The 20,837-nt window shown below is 72.3% G+C and carries 20 protein-coding genes; 10 read left to right on the top strand and 10 right to left on the bottom strand.

Annotation, left to right across the window (positions count from 1 at the left end; all coding sequences use genetic code 11):
* Positions 1-16: 16 nt before the first annotated feature.
* The 4 genes from Air01nite_RS23620 to Air01nite_RS23605 are packed head-to-tail and all read right to left on the bottom strand — an operon-like array spanning position 17 to position 3,046.
* Positions 17-967, bottom strand: coding sequence for a VWA domain-containing protein (locus Air01nite_RS23620; protein ID WP_203705286.1), 951 nt, complete (start codon positions 965-967; stop codon positions 17-19).
* Complete coding sequence (locus Air01nite_RS23615; RefSeq protein ID WP_203705283.1) at positions 964-1,881, bottom strand: DUF58 domain-containing protein; 918 nt, start codon at positions 1,879-1,881, stop codon at positions 964-966. The genes Air01nite_RS23620 and Air01nite_RS23615 overlap by 4 nt, the downstream gene beginning before the upstream one ends.
* A complete protein-coding gene (locus Air01nite_RS23610) occupies positions 1,878-2,870 on the bottom strand; it encodes an AAA family ATPase (protein ID WP_203705282.1) in 993 nt (330 codons plus the stop codon). Before Air01nite_RS23610 ends, Air01nite_RS23615 begins: the two co-directional genes overlap by 4 nt.
* Positions 2,867-3,046, bottom strand: coding sequence for a hypothetical protein (locus Air01nite_RS23605; protein WP_203705281.1), 180 nt, complete (start codon positions 3,044-3,046; stop codon positions 2,867-2,869). Before Air01nite_RS23605 ends, Air01nite_RS23610 begins: the two co-directional genes overlap by 4 nt.
* Before the next feature lie 166 nt (positions 3,047-3,212).
* Here Air01nite_RS23605 and Air01nite_RS23600 point away from each other — a divergent pair, with 166 nt between their 5' ends.
* Both Air01nite_RS23600 and Air01nite_RS23595 read left to right on the top strand, forming a co-directional pair.
* Entirely contained in the window at positions 3,213-4,160 is a 948-nt protein-coding gene (locus Air01nite_RS23600) for an ATP-binding cassette domain-containing protein (protein ID WP_203705280.1), read from the top strand.
* Complete coding sequence (locus Air01nite_RS23595; protein ID WP_203705279.1) at positions 4,157-4,984, top strand: ABC transporter permease; 828 nt, start codon at positions 4,157-4,159, stop codon at positions 4,982-4,984. Before Air01nite_RS23600 ends, Air01nite_RS23595 begins: the two co-directional genes overlap by 4 nt.
* Here the strand turns inward: Air01nite_RS23595 and Air01nite_RS23590 are convergent.
* Together Air01nite_RS23590 and eda are read right to left on the bottom strand one after the other, a co-directional pair.
* A complete protein-coding gene (locus tag Air01nite_RS23590; protein ID WP_203705278.1) occupies positions 4,959-8,159 on the bottom strand; it encodes an AfsR/SARP family transcriptional regulator in 3,201 nt (1,066 codons plus the stop codon). The genes Air01nite_RS23595 and Air01nite_RS23590 overlap by 26 nt on opposite strands.
* Before the next feature lie 4 nt (positions 8,160-8,163).
* Positions 8,164-8,784 carry a bifunctional 4-hydroxy-2-oxoglutarate aldolase/2-dehydro-3-deoxy-phosphogluconate aldolase gene (gene eda / locus Air01nite_RS23585; protein ID WP_203705276.1) on the bottom strand — a complete coding sequence of 207 codons (621 nt, stop codon included), beginning with the start codon at positions 8,782-8,784 and terminating at the stop codon, positions 8,164-8,166.
* A 47-nt stretch (positions 8,785-8,831) separates the two neighbouring features.
* On the opposite strand from eda, the gene Air01nite_RS23580 reads away from it, so the two are divergent.
* The gene (locus Air01nite_RS23580; protein ID WP_203705274.1) at positions 8,832-9,749 is read left to right on the top strand and encodes a sugar kinase; all 918 of its coding nucleotides are present in this window, start codon (positions 8,832-8,834) and stop codon (positions 9,747-9,749) included.
* 52 nt (positions 9,750-9,801) lie between these two features.
* Here Air01nite_RS23580 and Air01nite_RS23575 read toward each other — a convergent pair whose 3' ends face one another.
* A complete protein-coding gene (locus Air01nite_RS23575) occupies positions 9,802-10,710 on the bottom strand; it encodes a hypothetical protein (RefSeq protein WP_203705271.1) in 909 nt (302 codons plus the stop codon).
* A 126-nt stretch (positions 10,711-10,836) separates the two neighbouring features.
* Here Air01nite_RS23575 and Air01nite_RS23570 point away from each other — a divergent pair, with 126 nt between their 5' ends.
* The 5 genes from Air01nite_RS23570 (at position 10,837) to Air01nite_RS23550 (ending at position 14,964) form a co-directional block, all read left to right on the top strand.
* On the top strand, positions 10,837-11,160 hold the full coding sequence (locus Air01nite_RS23570) for a hypothetical protein (protein ID WP_203705269.1): 324 nt from the start codon (positions 10,837-10,839) through the stop codon (positions 11,158-11,160).
* Between the two features lie 75 nt (positions 11,161-11,235).
* Complete coding sequence (locus tag Air01nite_RS23565; protein ID WP_203705267.1) at positions 11,236-11,694, top strand: DUF7144 family membrane protein; 459 nt, start codon at positions 11,236-11,238, stop codon at positions 11,692-11,694.
* Positions 11,695-11,715: 21 nt separating this feature from the next.
* On the top strand, positions 11,716-13,704 hold the full coding sequence (locus Air01nite_RS23560; protein ID WP_239090908.1) for a glycoside hydrolase family 15 protein: 1,989 nt from the start codon (positions 11,716-11,718) through the stop codon (positions 13,702-13,704).
* Positions 13,705-13,753: 49 nt separating this feature from the next.
* On the top strand, positions 13,754-14,617 hold the full coding sequence (locus Air01nite_RS23555) for a nucleoside hydrolase (RefSeq protein WP_203705265.1): 864 nt from the start codon (positions 13,754-13,756) through the stop codon (positions 14,615-14,617).
* 122 nt (positions 14,618-14,739) lie between these two features.
* Positions 14,740-14,964 carry a hypothetical protein gene (locus tag Air01nite_RS23550; RefSeq protein ID WP_203705263.1) on the top strand — a complete coding sequence of 75 codons (225 nt, stop codon included), beginning with the start codon at positions 14,740-14,742 and terminating at the stop codon, positions 14,962-14,964.
* A gap of 3 nt (positions 14,965-14,967) precedes the next feature.
* On the opposite strand, the gene Air01nite_RS23545 is transcribed toward Air01nite_RS23550, so the two are convergent.
* From Air01nite_RS23545 to Air01nite_RS23535, 3 genes are read right to left on the bottom strand one after another with little or no spacing between them, the layout of a single operon-like run.
* Positions 14,968-15,639, bottom strand: coding sequence for a ThuA domain-containing protein (locus tag Air01nite_RS23545; RefSeq protein ID WP_203705261.1), 672 nt, complete (start codon positions 15,637-15,639; stop codon positions 14,968-14,970).
* On the bottom strand, positions 15,626-16,810 hold the full coding sequence (locus Air01nite_RS23540) for an acyltransferase family protein (protein ID WP_203705259.1): 1,185 nt from the start codon (positions 16,808-16,810) through the stop codon (positions 15,626-15,628). The genes Air01nite_RS23545 and Air01nite_RS23540 overlap by 14 nt, the downstream gene beginning before the upstream one ends.
* A gap of 32 nt (positions 16,811-16,842) precedes the next feature.
* Positions 16,843-17,592, bottom strand: coding sequence for an SDR family oxidoreductase (locus Air01nite_RS23535; protein ID WP_203705257.1), 750 nt, complete (start codon positions 17,590-17,592; stop codon positions 16,843-16,845).
* Between the two features lie 77 nt (positions 17,593-17,669).
* Here Air01nite_RS23535 and uppS point away from each other — a divergent pair, with 77 nt between their 5' ends.
* Positions 17,670-18,428: a polyprenyl diphosphate synthase gene (gene uppS / locus Air01nite_RS23530; protein ID WP_203705254.1), complete on the top strand. Its 759-nt coding sequence runs from the start codon at positions 17,670-17,672 to the stop codon at positions 18,426-18,428.
* Between the two features lie 164 nt (positions 18,429-18,592).
* Positions 18,593-20,713: an NAD-dependent DNA ligase LigA gene (gene ligA / locus Air01nite_RS23525; RefSeq protein WP_239090907.1), complete on the top strand. Its 2,121-nt coding sequence runs from the start codon at positions 18,593-18,595 to the stop codon at positions 20,711-20,713.
* Positions 20,714-20,837 lie beyond the last annotated feature (124 nt).

The raw sequence follows: 20,837 nt of genomic DNA, 5'->3' as shown, positions 1-20,837 counted from the left end.
CAGGGGCTCTGCTTACTTAGGGGAGCCGCGCGAACCAGACCATCGAGGCGATCGCGGCGAGGGCCGCGAGGGCCAATGCGATGCCGATGAACCGGGCCGACACGTCCTGGATCTGGGTGGTGTAGCCGACCGTGGTGTTGATGTCGTCGTAGACCGCACGCAACTCGCCCGCGCTGGCCGCCTCGTGGTAGCTGCCGGCCGCCTGCTCGGCGACCGCCCGCAGCGTCTCGCCGTCGACCGGCACCGCCTGCCCGCCGCCAGGCCCGCTGATCGTGCCCTCGGCCGTGCCGAAGGCGATCGTGTCGACCGGCACGCCGGCCCCGAGCGCCGCTGCCGCCGCCTCGTCCGGATCGCGGCCCGCGGTGTTCGAGCCGTCCGAGAGGATGACGATGCGGGCCGGTGGTGGGTCGGCCGGGTCGACGCCGGCCGCCGCGTCCAACGAGGCGTAGATGGCCTCGCCGATGGCGGTGCCCTGCCGGCCCGTGCCGCCGTCGGCGAGCCGCTCGATGCCGGCGTCCAGCACGCCGCGGTCGGTGACCGGTGCCACGACCACCGAGGCGCTGCCCGCGAAGCCGACCAGGCCGACGCTGAACGTCTCGGGCAGCCCGTCGACGAAGCCGCGGGCCGCGTCCTTGGCCGCCGCGAGCCGGTCGGGTGCCACGTCGGTCGCGGTCATCGACAGCGACACGTCGACGGCGACCATGACGACCGCGCGTTCGCGGGGCACCCGCACCTCGTCGGTCGGCCGGGCGAAGCCGACCACCAGCAGGGCGAGCATCGCGAGGAACAGGCTGGCCGGCACGTGCCGCCGCCACGCGGGGCGGTCCGGTGCGACCTTGTCGAGCAGGCGCAGGTTGGTGAACCGCACGGCGTACCGGCTGCGCCGGCGGCGCATCAGCACGTACGTGACGAGCAGGGCGGCGACGGCGATCAGGAGAAGCAGTCGCCACGGGCTCTGGAAGGTCACGCCGCACCTCCGCGTCGCGGTGCCGCGGCGAGCCGCCGTTGCAGCAGGACGTGCCGCACGATGTCGGCCATCCAGTCCCGGTCCGTCCGCAGTGGAAGGTGGGTGGCCCGGGCCTGCCGGATCGCGGTGCGGACCTCGGCCCGCTGCGCCTGCGCCGCCTCCGCGTAGTCGGCGCGCAACCGCCGGCTCGCCGTCGACACCTCGCGCCGGCGCCCGGTCTCGGTGTCCACGAGCGTGATCAGGCCGACGTCCGGCAGCTCCAGCTCGCGCGGGTCCGCGACCTCGACCGCGAGCACCTGGTGCCGTGCGGCGAGCCGGCGCAGCTCGGCGGACCACGGCGACTCGTCGAGGAAGTCCGAGACCACCACGACGAGACCGCGGCGCTGGGCGGCCTTGGCCACGCCGGACATCGCGGACGCCAGCGTCGGCGGATCGCCGGCCGGCACCCGTGGCGCCTCGAGCAGGGCCCGGAGCACGGCGCGCAGGTGGGTGCGGCCGGTCCGCGCCGGGAACACCCGCCGCGACCCGCCGATCACGTGCGCGCCGAGCCGATTGCCGATGCCGGCGGTGAGGAAGCCGACCGCGGCCACCGCGGCCACGGCCAGCTCCCGCTTCTCGATCTCCGCGGTGCCGAAGTCCATGCTGGCCGAGCCGTCGACCAGGATCCAGGTGGTCAGCTCCCGGTCCGCGTCGACCTCGCGCACGTGTGGCACGTTGGTGCGGGCGGTGACGGCCCAGTCCATCCAGCGGACCTCGTCCTCACCGGGCCGATACTCGCGCGAGCCCGCGAACTCCGAACCGGGGCCTGGCAGCAGGCCGAGATACTGGCCCTGCAGCAGACCGTCGAGCCGCCGAGTGACGAGCAGCTCCAACCGGCGGAGCCGACGTTCGGGCGCCAGCTGATGAAGCGTCATGCCGCCACCGCCCGTTCCCCCTCGTACGGCGCGATCTTCGGCGGTGGCACCGCCGTCAGCAGACGCTCCACGATGGACTCCTGGGTGACCTCGTCGGCGACCGCGTCGAAGGAGAGCACCAGGCGGTGTGCGAGCACGTCGACCGCGAGGTCCGTGACGTCGGCCGGCAGCACGTAGTCCCGGCCCCGCAGCAGGGCCAGCGCCCGGGCCGCGGCGACCAGGCCGAGGGTGGCCCGTGGGCTCGCGCCGTACGCCAGGCGGGGTGCGACGTCCGTCGCGCCGAACCGGGCGGGGTCGCGGGTCGCCACGACGAGGCGGACCACGTACTCCGCCAGCGCGTGGTGCACGAACACGTCGCGCGCCTGCGCCTGCAACTCGCGCAGCCGGGCCGGGTCCAGCACCCGCTTGGGTTCCGGGCGCTCCCCGCTCATCCGGTAGAGGATGCCCAGCTCCTCGTCGTCGGTCGGGTAGCCGACGATGATCCGCATCAGGAACCGGTCCCGCTGCGCCTCGGGCAGGTGGTAGACGCCCTCCGACTCGATCGGGTTCTGCGTGGCCAGCACCAGGAACGGCCTCGGCACGGGGAAGGTCCGCCCGCCGATCGAGACCTGCCGCTCGGCCATCGCTTCCAGCAGCGCCGACTGCACCTTGGCCGGCGCCCGGTTGATCTCGTCGGCCAGCAGCAGGTTCGCCATCACCGGACCGAGCTCCACGTCGAACGACTCCGTCGACGCCCGGTAGATCCTGGTGCCCACGATGTCCGAGGGCACCAGGTCCGGCGTGAACTGGACCCGGCTGAACGTGCCCCCGACCGTCTCGGCCAGGGTCTGCGCGGCCAGCGTCTTGGCCACGCCGGGCACGCCCTCCAACAGGCAGTGCCCGTCGGCCAGCAGGGCGACCGCGAGCCGCTCCACCAGCCGGTCCTGGCCGACGATCACCCGCTTGACCGCGAACAGCACCTCCTCGAGCTCCGCGTGCGCCTCGGTCACAGGTCAGCCTCGGCCGTGCCGGTCTTCTCCGGGCAGTCCGTCTCCTGCACCTGCTCGTAGCTGATCCGCAGGTCGGCGCCGTCGGCGTCGTCGTTCGCGTACGCGACGCCGCCGGCCAGTGCCGCACCGGCCGCTGCGGCGGCGAACGTGACCCCCAACGCGATCCGCTTGTTCATCGCAACCCCTCCGGTTGTTGTCGGTGAGGTCCATGGGACCAAGCGGGACCGAAAGCCGACCGAACGTCGCACGCCGTGCTGGCAGGGCCGTGCCAGCGCCGTGTGCGCGCCGTGCCAGCGGGCCCCGGCACGGTGATGGCGTGAAAGACGACCAAGGGGGAACGCGATGAGCCTCGCTTTCCAGGCGGAGGGCCTGGTCAAGCGCTTCGGGAAGACCACGGCCCTGGCCGGCATCGATCTGGCCGCCGAGCAGGGCACCGTGCTGGGCGTGCTCGGGCCCAACGGCGCCGGCAAGACCACCGCCGTGCGCATCCTGGCGACGCTGCTGCGGGCCGACGAGGGCCGGGCCACCGTCGGGGGGTACGACGTGGTCCGCGACGCCGGTGACGTGCGCCGGCTGATCGGGCTGACCGGGCAGTACGCGTCGGTCGACGAGGACCTGACCGGCACACAGAACCTGGTGCTGATCGGCGAGCTGCTCGACCTGCGGCGCCGGGACGCCAAGGCCCGCGCGGCCGAGCTGCTGGAGTGGTTCGACCTGACCGAGGCGGCCAACCGGCCCGCGAAGACGTACTCGGGTGGCATGCGCCGCCGGCTCGACCTGGCCGCGAGCCTGGTCGGCCGCCCGGCGGTGATCTACCTGGACGAGCCGACAACGGGGCTAGACCCGGCCAAGCGCGAGGACATGTGGGGCGTGGTCCGCTCGCTGGTCAACGACGGCTCGACGGTGCTGCTCACCACGCAGTACCTCGACGAGGCCGACGCGCTGGCCGACGACATCTCGGTGATCGACCACGGCAAGGTCATCGCGCACGGCACGCCGGCGCAGCTCAAGCAGATCGCCGGCGGGCAGACGATCCTCGTCCGGCCGCTGGATCCGGCCCGGCTGCCCGAGGTCGCGACGATCCTCGGCACGGTCGCGGGGCGCGAGCCCGAGTCGCCGGGCCGCGGTGTGGTCACGGTGCCGGTCGACGACGACCGGGCCTTCCCGACCGTCGTGCGCCGGATCGAGGACGCCGGGATCGGCGTGATGGAGCTGTCCCTGCGCCTGCCCAGCCTCGACGAGGTCTTCTTCACCCTGACCGGCAAGCCCGCTGTGGAGGTGGCGGCATGACTACGACCATCGAGCGCAATCCCGCCGTCACCGGCACCGCGCCGTCCGGCCAGCCGCCGGCCCGGACCTTCCGCCTCGCCCGGCACAGCCTCGCGCTGGCCCGGCGCAGCCTGATCAAGACCATCCGGACGCCGGAGCAACTGCTGGACGTGACCCTGCAGCCGGTGATGTTCGTGGTGATCTTCGTGTACCTGCTCGGTGGGGCGATCTCCGGCTCGCAGAGCGCGTACCTGAAGTTCCTGCTCCCGGCGATCATGGTGCAGTCCGTGATGTTCGCGGCGGTGGCGACCGGCTTCTCGCTCAACACCGACGTCAAGAAGGGCGTATTCGACCGCTTCCGCAGCCTGCCGATCGCCCGGTCCGCGCCGCTGATCGGCTCGGTGCTGGGCGACCTCGCCCGGTTCGTGGTCTCGATCGCGGTGCTGCTCGGCTTCGGCTACGCCATCGGCTTCCGGATCGGCACGAACCCGCTCGAGGCGCTCGCCGCCTGCCTGCTGGTGATCTTCTTCGCGTCCGCGATCACCTGGATCTTCGTGCTGTTCGGCGTGATCATGCGGGAGCCGGGCGCGGTGCAGGGCACGGCGTTCCTGGTGCTGTTCCCGCTGACCTTCGGCACCAACATGATGGTGCCGACCGACACGCTGCCGGGCTGGCTGCAGGCCTGGGTGAAGATCAACCCGGTGTCCGACGTGATGGACGCGGCCCGGGCGTTGATGACCGGCGGCCCGGTCGGCGACACGGTCGTCAAATCGCTGCTCTGGTCGGTGGGGATCATCGTGGTGTTCGCACCGCTCGCGGTCAGGTTCTATCGCCGCCGGGTGTGAGGGGGTCGTGGGCCGGGTCGACGAGCGCGAGCGCGTCGGCCCGGCTCAGGGCGCGTCCGCGGGCGTACGCGGCGTCGTAGGCCTCGTCGCCCAGCCGCGCGCGCAGCGTCTCGGCCAGCCGTTTCGCGTCGCCGTTGGACAGGTCGGGGCTGCCGCGCAGCGAGTCCGAGGCGCCGAGCGTCTCGGCCGCGCTCACGTCCTCGCCCAGGGCGGCTCGCAGCGCCACGGTGGCCACCGAGATCATCGCGATGACCGGCATGTCCTTGCCCTGCATACCGAGCCGGATGCCCTCGCTCACCAGCGGCCGGGCATCGGCGAGCCGGCCCTCGGCGATCGCGAGGTGCGCCTCGAAACCTTGCAGCATGCCCTCGAACTGCGGCGCGATCAGCGGCGCCATCCGCTGCCGGTCACGGGCTTGTGCGTACCGGCGCCGGGCGCTGTCGTAGTCGCCCTCCTGGCGGTCGTACTCGCCGAGCATCATCACCGCGAACGCCAGCGTGCGGCCCGCGAACCCGGCGTCGGTCGACTCCTCGATCAGGCGCTCGATGTCGGCCCGGGCCCAGGCGATGTCACCCGCCTGAGCCCGCAGGTTGGCTAGCCAGATCCGCTGGTAGCCGACGTCCTCCTTGGCGTTGAGCTCGCGGGCCAGCCGCCCCGACTCCTCGAGGGCGGCGGTCGCGCCGGGGAGGTCGCCCCGTTTGACCAGCGCGTCGGCGAGCGAGCCGAGCGTCATGCCGAGGCTCCACCGTTCGCCGATCCCGCGCTGGATCTCGGCCGCCGCGGTCAGGTCCGCCAGCATGCCTTCGGCGTCGCCGTCGTTCTCCTTGATGCTGCCGCGCAGCGAGAGCAGCAGGCCCTTGGTGAACGGGTCGGCGGTGTCCAGTTCGGCGGCGACCGCCGCGAGCCCCTTCTCCGTGTCGTCGGTGAAGAGCGTCAGGATCGGCACGATCACCGGCAGGAACGGGTGCGACCCTCGGGGCGCCGCGGCGGCCAACGCGGTCACCTCGTCCGCGGCCTGCTCACCGGGCCACTCGCCGCTGAAGATCCGGTTGAGCAGGTAGAGCGTGGTCACCACGGCCCGGTGCCCGATCGGCGCCGGACCCTTGGCCGCGAGTGCCCGGCCGAGCAGCACCACCGCCTGCTCGTTGTCGCCCCTGATCGTCAGCGTCATGCTCAGCGCCGCCGCCAACCGGATCGCCGTCGCGGCGTCGTCGACCTCCGCGGCGTAGTGCAGCGCGCCGATCATGTTGGCCCGGTCCGCGTCGAACGCGTCGAGCCAGACGAGCTGGTCCCGGGTGCGCACCTGTGGCTCCATCAGCTCGGCCCGCGCCAGGAAGTAGGCCGCGTGCGAAGACCGGTAGCGGGTCGCCTCGCCGGACTCGATCAGCCGCTCCAGGCCGTACTCCCGGATGGTTTCGAGCATCCGGAACCGGCCGTCGCCGACGAGCTGCAGCAGCGACTTGTCGACCAGCGCGGCGAGCAGGTCGGCGACCGCGTCGACCGGCGCCTCGGGCGCGGCGACGCCGGCCGCGCTCTCGGCGGTGATCGTCGACGGGAACACCGAGATCCGCTCGGCGAGCCGGCGTTCGTCGCTGGTGAGCAGCTCCCAGCTCCACGCCACCACGGCCCGCAGCGTGCGATGGCGTTCGAGCGCGGTGCGGCTGCCGCCGGTCAGCAACCGGAACCGGTCGTCGAGCCGGGCCGCCACCTGGGCCGTCGAGAGGGTGCGCAGCCGCGCGGCCGCCAGCTCGATCGCCAGCGGCAGGCCGTCGAGCCGGCGGCAGATCTCGACCACGTCGGCGACGTTGCCGGCCGTCAGCGCGAAGTCGGGCCGCACGGCCGCGGCGCGGTCACGGAAGAGCTGGATCGACGGGTACGCCGCGACGAGCGCGAGGTCGACCGGCGTGCCGTCGCGCGGCGCCTCGGGCAGGCCGAGCGGTGGCAGCGGGCACAGCGCCTCGCCGGTGATGCCCAGCGGCTCCCGCGAGGTGGCCAGGATGCGCAGCCGCGGGCAGCGGGCGAGCAGCTCGTCGGCGAGCCGGGCGGCCTCGTCGATCACGTGCTCGCAGTTGTCGAGCACGACCAGCGCCTCGATCGGTGCGAGCGCCTCGACCAGCCGGGACAGCGCGTCCCGGTTGCCCGGGCGGCTGCGGTCGACGAACCCGAGCCGCCCGCTGATCGTGACCAGGGCGGCCTGGGGCACGTCGGCCGGATCGGTGACCGGTGCCAGCTCGACCATCCACGCGGCGTCGAGCCCCTTGTCGGCCTGCGCCGCGGCCGCGACGGTGGCGAGCCGGGTCTTCCCGGCGCCGCCGGGACCGACGAGCGTGACGAGCCGGGCGTCGGCGAGCAGCCGGTCGACCCGGTCGAGCTCGTCGGCGCGGCCGACGAAGCTGGTGAGCGCGGCGCGCAGGTTGCCACGGGCGCGCGCCTTGGGCCGGGGCGCCTCGTCGCCGCGCAACACGGCCAGGTGGGCCTCGCGCAGCTCGGTCGACGGGTCGGCGCCGAGCTCGTCGGCGAGCCGCTGCCGGAACTCCTCGTAGGCCGCGAGCGCCTCGGCGGGCCGCCCCGCGGCGGCCAGCGCCCGCAGCCGCAGCGCCCAGACCCGCTCCCGCAGCGGATGCGCCGCGGCCAGCTCGTCCAGCTCGGCGACCAGGTGCGCCGGGCCCGCCAACCGCAGCTCGGCGTCGATGCGGTCCTCGACGGCGGCGAGCCGCAGCTCCTCGAGCCGGGCCGTGGGCGCGGCCGCCGCCGTGGCCTCGGTCAGGTCGGCGAGCGCCGCACCGCGCCAGAGCGCGAGCCCGTCCCGCAGCAGCCCGGCCGCCTTCTCCGGATCGCCGGCGCGCAGCGCGTCGCGGCCGTCGCGGGCGAGGCTGGTGAACCGTTCCGCGTCGACGGCGTCGGTCGGGAGGTCGAGCCGGTAACCGCCGGGGCCGAGCAACACCGGGATCCCGGGCACCGTGCGCCGCAGCCGTGACACCAGCGACTGCAGCGCGTTGGCCAGGTCGGCCGGCTGGGCGTCGCCCCAGACGGCGTCGGCCAGCGCCTCGGTGCCGACCGGCCGGCCGGGGTCGAGCGCCAACCGGGTCAGCAGGGCACGCAGTCGCGCGCCACCGACCTCGACGGGCCGCCCGTCGTCGGTCACGGCCAGCGGCCCGAGGATCCCGACGTGCACGCTTCTACTCTCTCAGGGTCGTCGCCTCGCGGGCGAGCCGCTCGATCCGGTCCCAGTCGTGGCCCCGGACGGCGTCGGCCGGGGTCAGCCAGGAGCCGCCGACGCATCCCACGTTAGGCAGCGCGAGCCAGTCGGCGGCCGAGCCGGCGCCGATGCCGCCGGTGGGGCAGAACGCCAGGTCCGGGAGCGGGCCGGCCACCGAGGACAGGTAGGCCCGGCCGCCGCTGGCCTCGGCCGGGAAGAACTTGAGCGCGTCGAGCCCGCGCTCCCGCAGCGCGAGCATCTCGCTCACGGTGCCGGCGCCGGGCAGGAACGGCAGGCCCGACGCCAGCGCGGCGTCGACGAGCGCGCCGGTCGCGCCCGGGCTGACCAGGAACGTGGCGCCGGCCGCGCGTGCGGCCTCGACCTGCTCGGGGGTGGTGACGGTGCCGGCGCCGACCCGCATCCCCGGCACGGCCTTGGCGACGGCCGCGACCGCGGCGAGGGCGTCGGGCGTACGCAGGGTGATCTCGATGATCCCCACCCCGCCGCGCAGCAGCGCCTCCGCGAGAGGCACGGCGTCGGCCGCGTCGCCGACGACCACGACCGGCACCACCGGACTGATCGCGAACAGGTCCCGGCTCATGGCTGCTCCTCGGGCGTCGACGGGTCCTTCGCATACTGTCACTCGGCATGGACATCATCGCGATCGGTGAACCGCTCCTGGAGTTCAGCGCCGTCGGGCACGAGCCGTTGGACAGCGCCGGCACCTTCACGTCGGGCTTCGGCGGCGACACCTCCAACTTCCTGGTGGCCGCGGCCCGCTCGGGCGCTCGGTCGTCCTATGTGTCCAGAGTCGGCGCGGACCCGTTCGGCGACGCCTTTCTGCGCCTCTGGCAGGCGGAAGGCATCGACACGACGCATGTCCGGCGGGCGGAGGGGGAACGCACGGGCGTGTACTTCATCTCCCGGGACCCGGCCCGCAGCGTCTTCACCTACTACCGCGCCGACTCGGCGGCCAGCCGCCTGTCGCCGGCGGACGTTCCGGACGCCGCCATCGCCGCGGCCCGCGCCGTGCATGTGTCCGGCATCACACAGGCGATCAGCCTCTCGTCCTGCGACGCGGCCTTCCACGCGATGGCCGTGGCTCGGGCGTCCGGCACGCTGGTCAGCTACGACCCGAACTACCGACCGCAGCTCTGGCCGCTGGAACGCGCCCGCGCGGTGGTGGCCCGCAGCATCGAGCTGTGCGACGTGGCCTTCCCGAACATCGAGGAGGGCCGGCTCCTCACGGGCATCGACGACCCGCACGCGGTGCTCGACTGGTACGCCGCCCGCGGCCCGCGCACGGTGGTCCTGAAGCTGGGCGCCGACGGCGCCCTGCTCTGGCACGAGGGCACGCGCTCGGAGGTCAAACCGCACCCGTGCACCCCGGTCGACAGCACCGGGGCCGGCGACGCCTTCGACGGTGCCTTCATGGCCAGCCTGGTGGGTGGCGCCACACCGGCGGAGGCCGCACACCACGCCGCGATCGCCGGCGCCCTGACGACCCAGGGCCACGGCGCGGTCGGCCCGATCCCGACCCGGGCGACCATCCTGGCCTCAGCGTGACGCGGCCTGCCCGGGTCACCCCGACCCGGGCAGGCCGCTTCGTAGGAGTCGGTCAGCCGACGATGGAGAGCGTGAAGGTGTCGGCGTTGTCCGCCGGCGTCCGGTCGACGATCTGCTGGCCGTCCCAGTAGGCGCTCACCTCTGCGACGACTTGGCCGTAGTCGCCCGGCCGGGTCTCCGCCGGCGCCCCGATCAGCAGGTCGAACGTGCGCGTCTCACCCTGCATCATCGGGCTGGCGAACGTCCCGTAGTCCGGGTCGGTGCCTTCCACCCAGATGCCGGACGGAAGCTTGGCGTCCAGGAACACGTACTCGTGTGCGACATCGCCCTTCCACGTCACCGTGACCGGCAGCCTGCCGTGGAACGAGCCGTCCTCGCCGCGGGTGAGCGTCACGCTCGCACCGACGGTTACGGACGCGTTCGACTCGGTGTCGCGGACGTACGGCCGCGGGTTGGCCAGCGACCCGTCGGTCGACCGGAAACGGGTGTTGTAGGTGTCGGCATCGGTCTGGGTCCAGGTGCCGGTCATGACGTCGGTGACGCCCACCGTGATCGGTGCGGCCGGCAGCGACATGGCGAACGTGCGGGTCTTCGTCAGCACCTCGAACGTGGCGTCGAGGACGCGCGTCTCGCCCGGCTGGAACTCACCGTCGATGTGGCAGATGCCGATCCGGCGGCCGTCGTCGGTGTAGTGGTACAGACAGGGCGCGCCGAGCTCCAGGTCCTTCCACGAACCCTGGACCGGCTCGGTGATCCGCACCGTCAGGTGCGCCGGCTCGGCGCCCCGGTATCGGACGGTGACCGGCATGGTGCCGGTGTAGCCGCGGCTGCCCGGCTCGAGCACCAGGCGGTCGGCCGACACCGAGGCGGTCGGCGCCGGAGCCGCGTGGGCCGCCGCCGCGGGCAGCAGCATCAGCCCGGCACCGGCTACGCCGGCCAGGATGCGATGAGCGATTGACATGTGGGTGTTCCTCCCCGTGGTGGTCAATGTGGATGACACGCGAAGACCACGGAACGGGTTGCGGTCCGAATCGGATTCTTTTTCGGCGTCCGTCTGCGACGGTGGGGGTGAGGTTGGGAGGTCGTTATGCGGATTCCCACACACCGGATGCCGCCGCCTACGCCTTGGGAGCCCGCGGCCGCACGCGGGCCGGCTCGGCCCCGCGGCGGGCGGCTCGTGCACCGCACCGAGGTCGCGGCCGAGGTGCGCTGGGCCGCTGGTTTCGCCACCGTCGACGCCGTGGCCCGGCTGGCCACCGAGCAGGAACTGCTGCGCCACCTCGCCCTGACCGTGACGCTCGACGGGGGCGACGTCGTGCTCGTGGCGCGGATCAAGGATCCCGCCGACACCGCCGGACGGGATCGACTGGCGACGCTGCTCGCACAGCTCCAGGACCCCGATAACGGCTGAATCGGAACTTACTTCGCGATTCCGAAAATCGTGCCACCATGAGGGGGCCATACGTCCGAGCATCGGAGGGACACGATGACGCGGGATACGTCTAGCAGGCAGCTGTGGGCGGCGAGCGGTGCGATCTTCGCCGCGGTCGTGCTGCTGATGATGGGTCTCTGGCAGCTCGTGATGGGCATCGTCGCGGTCGTCCGGGGCTCGTTCTTCGTCGTGACGCAGAACTACCTCTACAGCTTCAGCACCACCGGGTGGGGCATCCTGCACATCATCCTGGGTGCGCTGGCCGCGCTGGCCGGTCTCGCGCTGTTCACGGGCTCGACCTGGGCACGCGCGGTCGGCATCTTCTTCGCCGTGCTGTCGGCGACGGCCAACTTCTTCTTCATTCCCTACTACCCGTTCTGGTCGCTGCTGGAGATCGCGATGGCGGTCTTCGTGATCTGGGCGCTCGCCGTCTGGCGGCCGCGGATCGAGGGCAGCATGGGCACCTCGCCCGACGACACCACCGACCTGCGCGGCACCGCTCAGATGCGCTGACGGCCGACACTGGAGGCCCGGGTGACCAGCACGAAGCCGGACAGCACCGAGCCGGCCGGTGGCGCCGAGACCGCCGCCGCGATCGCCGGCGCGAGCGGGCTGGTCGTGGGCAGCGTGCCGGACATCCGGGCCGCCAGTGGTTGGGTGCGGCAGAGCGCGGTGCGCTCGCCGTTCCCGCCGATCGAGGACTACGCCTTCCTCTCCAACTGCCACACCGGCGCGCTGGTCGCCTCGGACGGGTCGATCGACTGGCTGTGCGTGCCCCGGTTCGACTCCCCCAGCATCTTCGGCAGCCTGCTCGATCGCGAGGCCGGCATGTTCCGGCTCGGGCCCTACGGGATCAACCATCCGACGGCCCGCGACTACGAGCCCGGCACCAACGTGCTGATCACCACCTGGCGCACGCTGACCGGTTGGATCCTCGTGCGGGACGCGCTGACCATCGGGCCGGCCAACGGGCCCGACCAGGTCACCCCGCACACGCGCCCGCCCTACGACGACGACGCCGACCACCTGTTCGTGCGTACCGTCGAATGTCTCGAAGGGCACGTCGACGTCGAGATGATCTGCGAGCCGGCGTTCGACTACGGGCGCACGCCGGCGACCTGGACCTTCGTCGACGAGAAGCAACACGTGGCCGACGGGTCCGGTGCCGGCACGACCGTGCGGCTGCGGTCCGACATGGCGATGGGCATCGAGGGCAACCGGATCCGGGGCCGGCGCCGGCTCAAGCGCGGCCAGACCGCGTACTGCGTGCTCTCCTGGGCCGATCAGCTGGCCACACCGGCGAGCTGCGACGAGGCGATGGCCTGCATCGAGAACACCACCGCCTACTGGCGCAACTGGCTGGCCGGTGCCCGGATCCCGGACCACCGCTGGCGGGACGCGCTGCAGCGGTCGGCGATCACGGTCAAGGGGCTCACCTACATGCCGACCGGCGCGACCGTCGCGGCGCTGACCACCTCGCTGCCGGAGACGCCGCACGGTGAGCGCAACTGGGACTACCGGTTCACCTGGATGCGGGACAGCTCGTTCACGATGCAGGCCCTGCATTACCTGAACCTCGACTGGGAAGCCGACGAGTTCATGCAGTTCGTCGCGGACATCGATACGAACCACGACGGCACGCTGCAGATCATGTACGGCATCGACGGGCGCCGGGACCTGACCGAGAAGACCCGGGACGACCTTTCCGGGTACGGCGGCGCGCGGCCGGTGCGGGTCGGCAACAGCGCCTTCGGCCAGAAGCAGAACGACGTGTTCGGCGCCGTGCTCGACTCGGTGCTGCTGCACACCCGCCGCAGCCAGCGGATGCCGCGCCGGCTCTGGCCGATCGTGACCAGCCAGGCCGACGCGGCCGCCAAGGTGTGGAAGCACCCCGACCAGGGCATCTGGGAGGCGCGCGGCGACCCGCAGCACTACGTCTCGTCGAAGCTGATGTGCTGGATCGCGATGGACCGGGCGGCCCGGCTGGCCGAGATCCGGGGTCATCCCGACGCGAAGAAGCGCTGGGCGGGCGTGGCGAAGGAGATCCACGACGACATCCTGGCCAACGGTGTACGCGAGGACGGCGTCCTGCGCCAGCACTACGGCACGGACGCGCTGGACGCCTCGACGCTGCTCGCGGTGCTCTACAACTTCCTGCCGCCCAGTGACGAGCGGATGCACAACACGGTCGAGGCGATCGCCAAGGACCTGACCGAGGACGGTTTCGTGCTGCGGTACCGCACCGAGGAGACCGACGACGGGCTCTCCGGCAAGGAGGGCTCGTTCCTGATCTGCTCGTTCTGGCTGGTGTCGGCGCTGACCGCGACCGGGCAGGTGGAGCGCGGTGTGGAGATGATGGAACGGCTGCTGAAGGTCGGCTCGCCGCTGAACCTGTTCGCGGAGGAGTTCCAGGTGCGCACCGGCCGGCACCTGGGCAACTTCCCACAGGCCTTCTCCCACCTGGCGCTGATCCAGGCGGCGTCGCGGATCATCCTGGCCGAGCGCCTGGCCGAAGTGGCCTGAGGCTCCGAATCAATGGCCGAGGTGTCCTGAGGCTGGGATCATCGATCTCATGGCCGAGCGCGTGCTGCTGGACACCGACATCGGCAACGACATCGACGACGCGGTCTGCCTGGCCTACCTGCTGGCCCAACCGTCGTGCGATCTGCTCGGCATCACCACGGTCACCGCCGCACCTGTCGACCGTGCCTCGCTGGCGAGCGTGCTGTGCCGGGTCGCCGGCCGGTCGGTGCCGATCCTGCCGGGCGCGGGAGTCCCGCTGGTGGGTCCGCCCGTGCAGGCGCCGCCGTCCCAGGCCGCCGCGCTGGCCCGCTGGCCGCACGACACGGTGTTCCCGGTCGGCGAGGCCGTGGAGTTCATGCGCCGCACGATCCGCGCCCATCCCGGCGAGGTCACGCTGCTCACCATCGGCCCGCTGACCAACGTGGCGCTGCTGTTCGCGGTCGATCCGGTGATCCCGTCGTTGCTGCGCCGGCTCGTGCTGATGGGCGGCGCGTTCACGGTCGGGTTCGGCCCCGAGTGGAACATCCACAACGACCCGTACGCCGCGGCCCGGGTCTACGCGGCCTCCGCGCGCACGCACCGGTCCGTGGGTCTCGACGTCACGACGCGCGTACGCATGAACGCCGCGGACTTCCTGGCCCGGTGCGACCATCCCCTGCTGCACCCGGTGGCCGACATGGCCTCGTCGTGGTTCGCGGAACGGCCGCACGTGACCTTCCACGACCCGCTCGCGGCGGCGACGATCTTCGCGCCGGACCTGTGCGGCTTCGCCCGCGGCGAGGTCACCGTCGACACCCGCACCGGCGCGACGGGTTGGCGGGCGAGGGCCGACGGACCGCACGAGGTGGCCGACACGGTTAACCCGGACGCGTTCATCAGCCACTACTTCGCGACAGTTTTCGGCGGCGGGTAACGGGTAAAATCAAGGACGCCGGTGACTTCCCCTTCGGCCGGCGGGGGCAGAGTTGTCCTACGTAGAAGGGGAAGAGTGTGTCTCAAGGTCTCTGGACCAACCGAGTTGACACAACCCGCGATGTGCGCACGCGCTGGGCGGTCCGCCTCGACTGGCCCGCCGGCGACCACGAGTTCGGTTGCCCGCGCGGTGACGAGGCGGCGGCCCGACGCGAGTTGGAACGGGTCAGGTCATTCTGGTCACGCGGGCCGATGCGCCCCCGGCTTCGCCTGGCCCGGATCAGCGCGCACGACTTCGACCTGCACGCGTCCGCCCGCCGGGGGTGCAAGGCACCGGACTGCCCCTAGGTCTTAGCGGGCCGCCCAGAGGAGGCCGCGCTCGGTGAGCGTGCGGACGTCCGGGTGGTCGAGGTCGTCCAGCTTGTGCCCGACGGTGGAGATGAAGATCTTGCCCTGCCCCCACTGCCGGGTCCACACCGCCGGCACGACCACGTCGGCGCGCCAGTCGGTCGCCTCGGTCGCCCGGAACCGGGTGGTCGCGAGCACGTCGCTGAGCGGGTCGGTGAGCATCCAGTACTGCTCGGTGTGCAGCGACCACTTCGCCGGCAGGCCGGCCACGATCGGGTGGCCGGCCCGCTCGGGGACCACCTCGACCTCGTAGTCGACGAAACCGCCCGGGTGCTCGGCGAACTGGCCGCCGGTCATCTGCAGGTAGCGGGTCGAGAGGCGGAACGCGTCGACGATGCCGCCGTGCCAGCCCGCGAAGCCGGTGCCGGAGCGGACGGCGCCGATCAGGCCGTCGATCTCGGCGTCGGTGGCGCTGCCCATGCTCCAGCACTGCACGATCAGGTCGAGGTCGGCCATCGCCGCCTGGTCCGCGTACACGTCGAGGGTTTCGCTGGTCTTGACCTGGAAGCCGTTGTCGCGGAGGAACGGGATGAACCGGTCGGTGGCCTCCACCGGCACGTGCCCGTCCCAGCCACCGCGGACCACCAGGGCGCGGCGTTCGTCACTCGTTGCCATGCGGCGAGCCTCGCATGCCGAACAGGAAACGGGTGACCCGGGTGCGGCGGACCAGGAACTCGTAGGCGGCGAGGGTGAGGGCCAGCGACGGCACGACGATGGCCAGATATTTGACGAGGATCGGGGCGTTCCAGCGGACCACGCCGTAGGCGACGGCGACCACGATCGGCTGGTGCAGCACGTAGATCGGGAGCGCGGCGCCGGCGAGGTAGCGGTATATCCCGCTCCTGGGGGTGCCGCTGCCGCGATCGGTGTTGGGGCGGTCGAGGAGGCCGAGGATCGCCACCACCACGCACCAGCCGGCCAAGCCGAACAAGGCTCGGGCCACGATCGCGTGCGTGGTCATCGCGGTGAACGGGTCGTCGCCGGCGGTCAGCAGCACCGGGCCCGTCACGAGGAACACCGCTCCGCCGACGATGGCCGCCAGCAGGCCGTCGCGGCGCATGGCCAGGCGGAAGCGCTCGTCGGAGGCGAGCAGGAAACCGCAGAGGAAGAACAGCAGGTACGCCCAGCGGCTCCAGCCGGCGAACGCCTCCTCCATGCCGATGCCGGCGCAGATGGCCGAGGTGGCCAGCGCGGGCAGCAGCACCACGCCGCGCCGGGCGGCCGTGGCGCGGGCCAGCGTCTCCCTCGGGAACCCTTTTCTCACCGCCAGTGCGAGCAGCAGGGAGAAGGTCAGCAGCAGGACGACGAACCAGAGGTGTCCGGTCTCGAAGTAGTCGCCGCGCAGCACGAACGGGAAGTCCTTCAGGTCCAGGTGGACCGTGTAGAACTTCGGGAGGAAGGCGAGATAGCTCTCGTGGTAACTGGGGTCGGCGGCCTTGAGGCGCAGCCACACCGGCACCGGCAGGAACGTGAGGATCGCGAACAGCAACGGGACGCCGAGTCGTCTCAGTCGTTCGCGGGCGAAGCCGCCCGGGCCGCGGCGGGCCATCGAGTGCCAGGAACCGAAGCCGGCGATGAGGAACAGGGCCGGCATCGCCCACACCACCGCGAACCCGGCGATGACGGTCGTGACGCCGGTCGTGTCCGCGTTCTTGACGTAGAAGTCGTCGTTCTCGTCGAACACCAGGGCGGCGTGGAAGAAGACCAGACCGACGACCACGAGGGTACGGATGGCGTCGAGCTCCGGTCGTCTGTCTACTGTGGGCCGTCGCTCGGTGTCCGTCACGCGCTTCAGGATGGCAGCCCCGGCCCGCTCCGTCAGCCCCGCTGGGCCTCGAGCCAGGTCTCGAACGTCGTCCCGGCGATGTGGGCGTCGTCGCCGGGCAGCCGGACGTCGCCGGCCATCTCCACGCCGAACGGGCTGTCCTGCCACCGCGCGATCAGCCGGACCTCGTCGCCGCGCGCGGTGAGTGTGCGCCGGGCCATGTCGACCAGGTCGTGCGTCTCCGGGCCGGCGATCTCGACGACCCGGCCCAGCGGCTTGCGGACCGCGACCTCGGCCAGCAGGTCGGCCACGTCGGCGACCGCGACCGGCTGCACCAGCAGCGGCGGGACGACCGCGCCGGCGTCGGTGCGGGTCCAGTCGACCACCTTGCCGGCGAAGTCGAAGAACTCGGTCGCGGCGACGATGGTCCACGGGATGGCACCGTCGGTGACCATGGCTTCCTGCACCCGCTTGCCCGCGTAGTGGGCGTTGCCCTCGACCCGGTCGATGCCGACGATCGACAGCAGCACGTGGTGGCCGACGCCGGCGCGCTGCTCCGCGACGAGCAGGTTCTCGGTCTCGGTCGCGAAGAACTGCTCGGCGGCGACCCGGTCCGTCGACTCGTTGCTCACCACGTCGACCACGGCGGCGACACCGTCGAGCGCGTCGGCCAGGCCCGCGCCCGTGGTGACGTCGACGCCCGTGCCGCGCGAGACGACGACCGGTTCGTGGCCCTTCGCCCGCAGCGCGCCGACCGTGTGCCGCCCGACCAGTCCGGTGCCACCGATGACCGCTACTCGCATGCGCGTACCCCCCGCTCTCCGTCCTCGATTTTCCACCGCTTGTCCGCGAACCGGGGCCGTTCATGGTTTGATCGGGCATGATCAAGTCGCTCGCACAGCGGATCTACGAGGGGCGGCTGCGCCGCGGGCTGACCGTCGTGCCGCGGCACGTCGCGATCGTCACCGACGGCAACCGGCGGTGGGCGCGACAGATGGGGTACGCGGAGGCGGCCACCGGCCACCGGCACGGAGCCGCGCACCTCGACCGGGTGCTGGGCTGGTGCGACGAGGTCGGCATCTCCTGCGTGACGGTGTACGCGGCGTCCGCCGACAACCTGCGCAAGCGCTCTTCGGGCGAGGTCGACCACCTCTTGGCGCTGATCGAGGAGGCCTGCCGGGAGCGGCTGTCGCGGCCGTCGTCGCGCTGGTCGGTGCGGACGGCGGGGCGGGTCGACATGCTGCCGGACTCGACCCGGGCGGCGCTGAAATCGGCCGTGGAGGCGACTCTGGACCGGCCGTCGACGCTGACGGTCGCGATTGGCTACGACGGCCGCGAAGAGGTGGTGGAGGCCGTCCGGCGGCACCTTTTCTCGGCGGCGGCGCTGGGCGAGTCGCCGGCGTCGCTGGCCGCCCGGTTCGCGCCGGCCGACATCGACGGGCACCTTTACACGAGCGGGCTGCCCGATCCCGACCTGGTCATCCGGACCAGCGGCGAGCAGCGGATGTCCGGTTTCCTGCTGTGGCAGGCCGCGTTCTCCGAGCTGTACTTCTGTGACGTCTACTGGCCGGGCTTCCGCAAGATCGATTTCCTGCGGGCACTCCGGGCGTACGCCGTGCGGATGGGCGCCACCGACTGAGCGGGCGCGCGGTCCGGCGGCTTCAGGGTCACGACATCGAGGTCGGCCGGGCCCGCGCGGGCCCTTGATGTCCAGCGACGCGTGACCGCCGACCGAGCCCTGGTTTTGTCGTACCCGCCCGCTAGTGTCGTGGTGTTCGTCCGATGCTGTTCATGGGGGCCATCATGTCCACGACCGTCGATCCCGCGCACGCCGCGGCCTTCGACTCGCGCGCCGACTACACGGCGGCGGTCGAGCGGGTCCGGGCTGCCGCCAGCGACTACTACTCGGGTTCCAACCTAGCCATGGACGACGCGGTCTACGACGCCCTGATGGCCCGCATCGCGGCCACCGAGGCGGCGCGTCCGGAGTGGACGGTCGAGGAGTCGCCGACCGAGACGGTCGGCGCCGGCGGCGGCGTGGTCGGCGACGTCCCGCACACGACGCCGATGCTCAGCCTCGACAACGTCTTCGACGCCGACGGCCTGCGCAAGTGGGCGGCCCGGCTCGACCGCATCCTGACCCGGCCGGCGGCCGGCTACACGGTGGAGCCCAAGATCGACGGGCTGGCCATCTCGGCCCGCTACGTGGCCGGCGACCTGACCCAGGTGATCACCCGAGGCGACGGCCGCGCGGGCGAAGACGTCACGGGCCAGGCCCGCCGTGCGGTCGGCCTCCCCCACCGGCTGACCTCGCCGGTCACGCTGGAGGTCCGCGGCGAGGTCTTCATGACGGAGGCCGACTTCGCGCTGGCCAACGAGCTACGCACGGGCCATGGCGAGCCGCCGTTCGCCCACCCCCGCAGCGCCGCGGCCGGCACGCTGCGCGCGGTCGACCGGGCCTACGCGGCGCCGCTGTCGTTCTTCGCCTACGCGGTGCACGGCCTCGACCCGGCCGAGCACCTGTCACATTCGGGCGCGATGGCCTACGTGGCGTCACTCGGCGTGACCACCACCGCGGAGTCAGGCGCCGGCATGCCGCTCTGCGCGACGATCGACGAGGTGGTCGCCGCGATCGACACCCTCAACGAGGGCCGCCTGACGCTCGGCTTCGGCGTCGACGGCGCGGTGGTCAAGGCCGACACCGACGCCGACCGGGTCGACGCGGGCTCGTCGAGCCGGGCGCCACGCTGGGGCATCGCCTTCAAGTTCCCGGCCGACACCCGCACGACCACGCTGCTGAGCATCGAGGTCCAGGTCGGCCGCACGGGCGTGATCACCCCGGTCGCGGTCCTCGAGCCGGTCCAGATCAGCGGGGTCACGGTCACGTCGGCCACGCTGCACAACTTCGACGACCTGGAGCGCCGCAACGTCCGCGCGGGCGACACGGTCTTCGTCCGCCGAGCCGGCGACGTGATCCCGGAGGTCACAGGCGCGAAACTCGACGAACGCCCGGAGACGTCGGAGCTCTTCACCCCACCCACGGAATGCCCGCGCTGCGGCGGCGAGATCGACCGCTCCCAGAAACGCTGGCGCTGCACCCGCGGGCGCGCCTGCGGCGCCCACGAGTCGCTGGCCTACTACACGGCCCGCACGTCGATGGACATCGAGGGCCTGGGCGACAAAATCATCGACCTCCTGGTCCGCGCGGGCCTGGTCACGGACCCGGCGGACCTCTACGACCTCGACGTCACGACCCTGAAGCCCCTGGACCGCATGGGCGACGTCTCAGCGGGCAAACTGGTGGCCAGCATCCAGGCTTCGAAAGCCCAGCCCCTGTCCCGGGTGGTCACCGGCCTGGGCCTGCGCATGACGGGCCGCTCGATGTCCCGCCGCCTGGCCCGCCACTTCACGACCATGGACGCCCTCCTCGCGGCCACGATCGAAGACCTGCAAACGGTGGAGGGCGTGGGCCCGGAGCGAGCGGTCACGATCGCCGCGGAGCTGGTCGAGCTACGCCCGATCATCGACAAACTGACGGCCCGCGGCGTCAACATGACCGAGCCAACTGACCCGACCGCCGCGTCCACGACCTCACCGTCGGACGCGGAGACAGCGGCGCCATTGCGGAAGCCAGACGGCAAGCCCATGACCGTCGTGGTCACGGGTGCGGTCCCGGGCCTAACCCGCGACGAGGGCAACGAGGCAGTCGAACGCCTGGGCGGCAAATCAGCGGGCTCGGTCTCCAAACGCACAGACCTCGTCGTGGTAGGCGAGGGCGCGGGCTCCAAGGCCACAAAGGCCGAAGACCTGGGCATCCCTATCATGCCGGCGGAACGCTTCGCCGCCCTCCTCACGGCCCACAACGACGGCGACACGGTCCAGGTGGCCGCCCTCTTGGAGGAATCCCTACCCACGCCGGCATAGCCCGCTGCCTTAAGGCAGTCGTGGGATCAGCCTCAAACGCCGGGCCTCGACACCAAAGCCGCCGGCCGGCATCGCACATGCCGGCACCGCGACCGGGACCAGCCACAAACCTGAGCCGGGCAAC

Source organism: Asanoa iriomotensis, assembly GCF_016862515.1.
Taxonomy (GTDB): domain Bacteria; phylum Actinomycetota; class Actinomycetes; order Mycobacteriales; family Micromonosporaceae; genus Asanoa; species Asanoa iriomotensis.
This window is presented reverse-complemented; position numbering and strand designations above follow the sequence as displayed.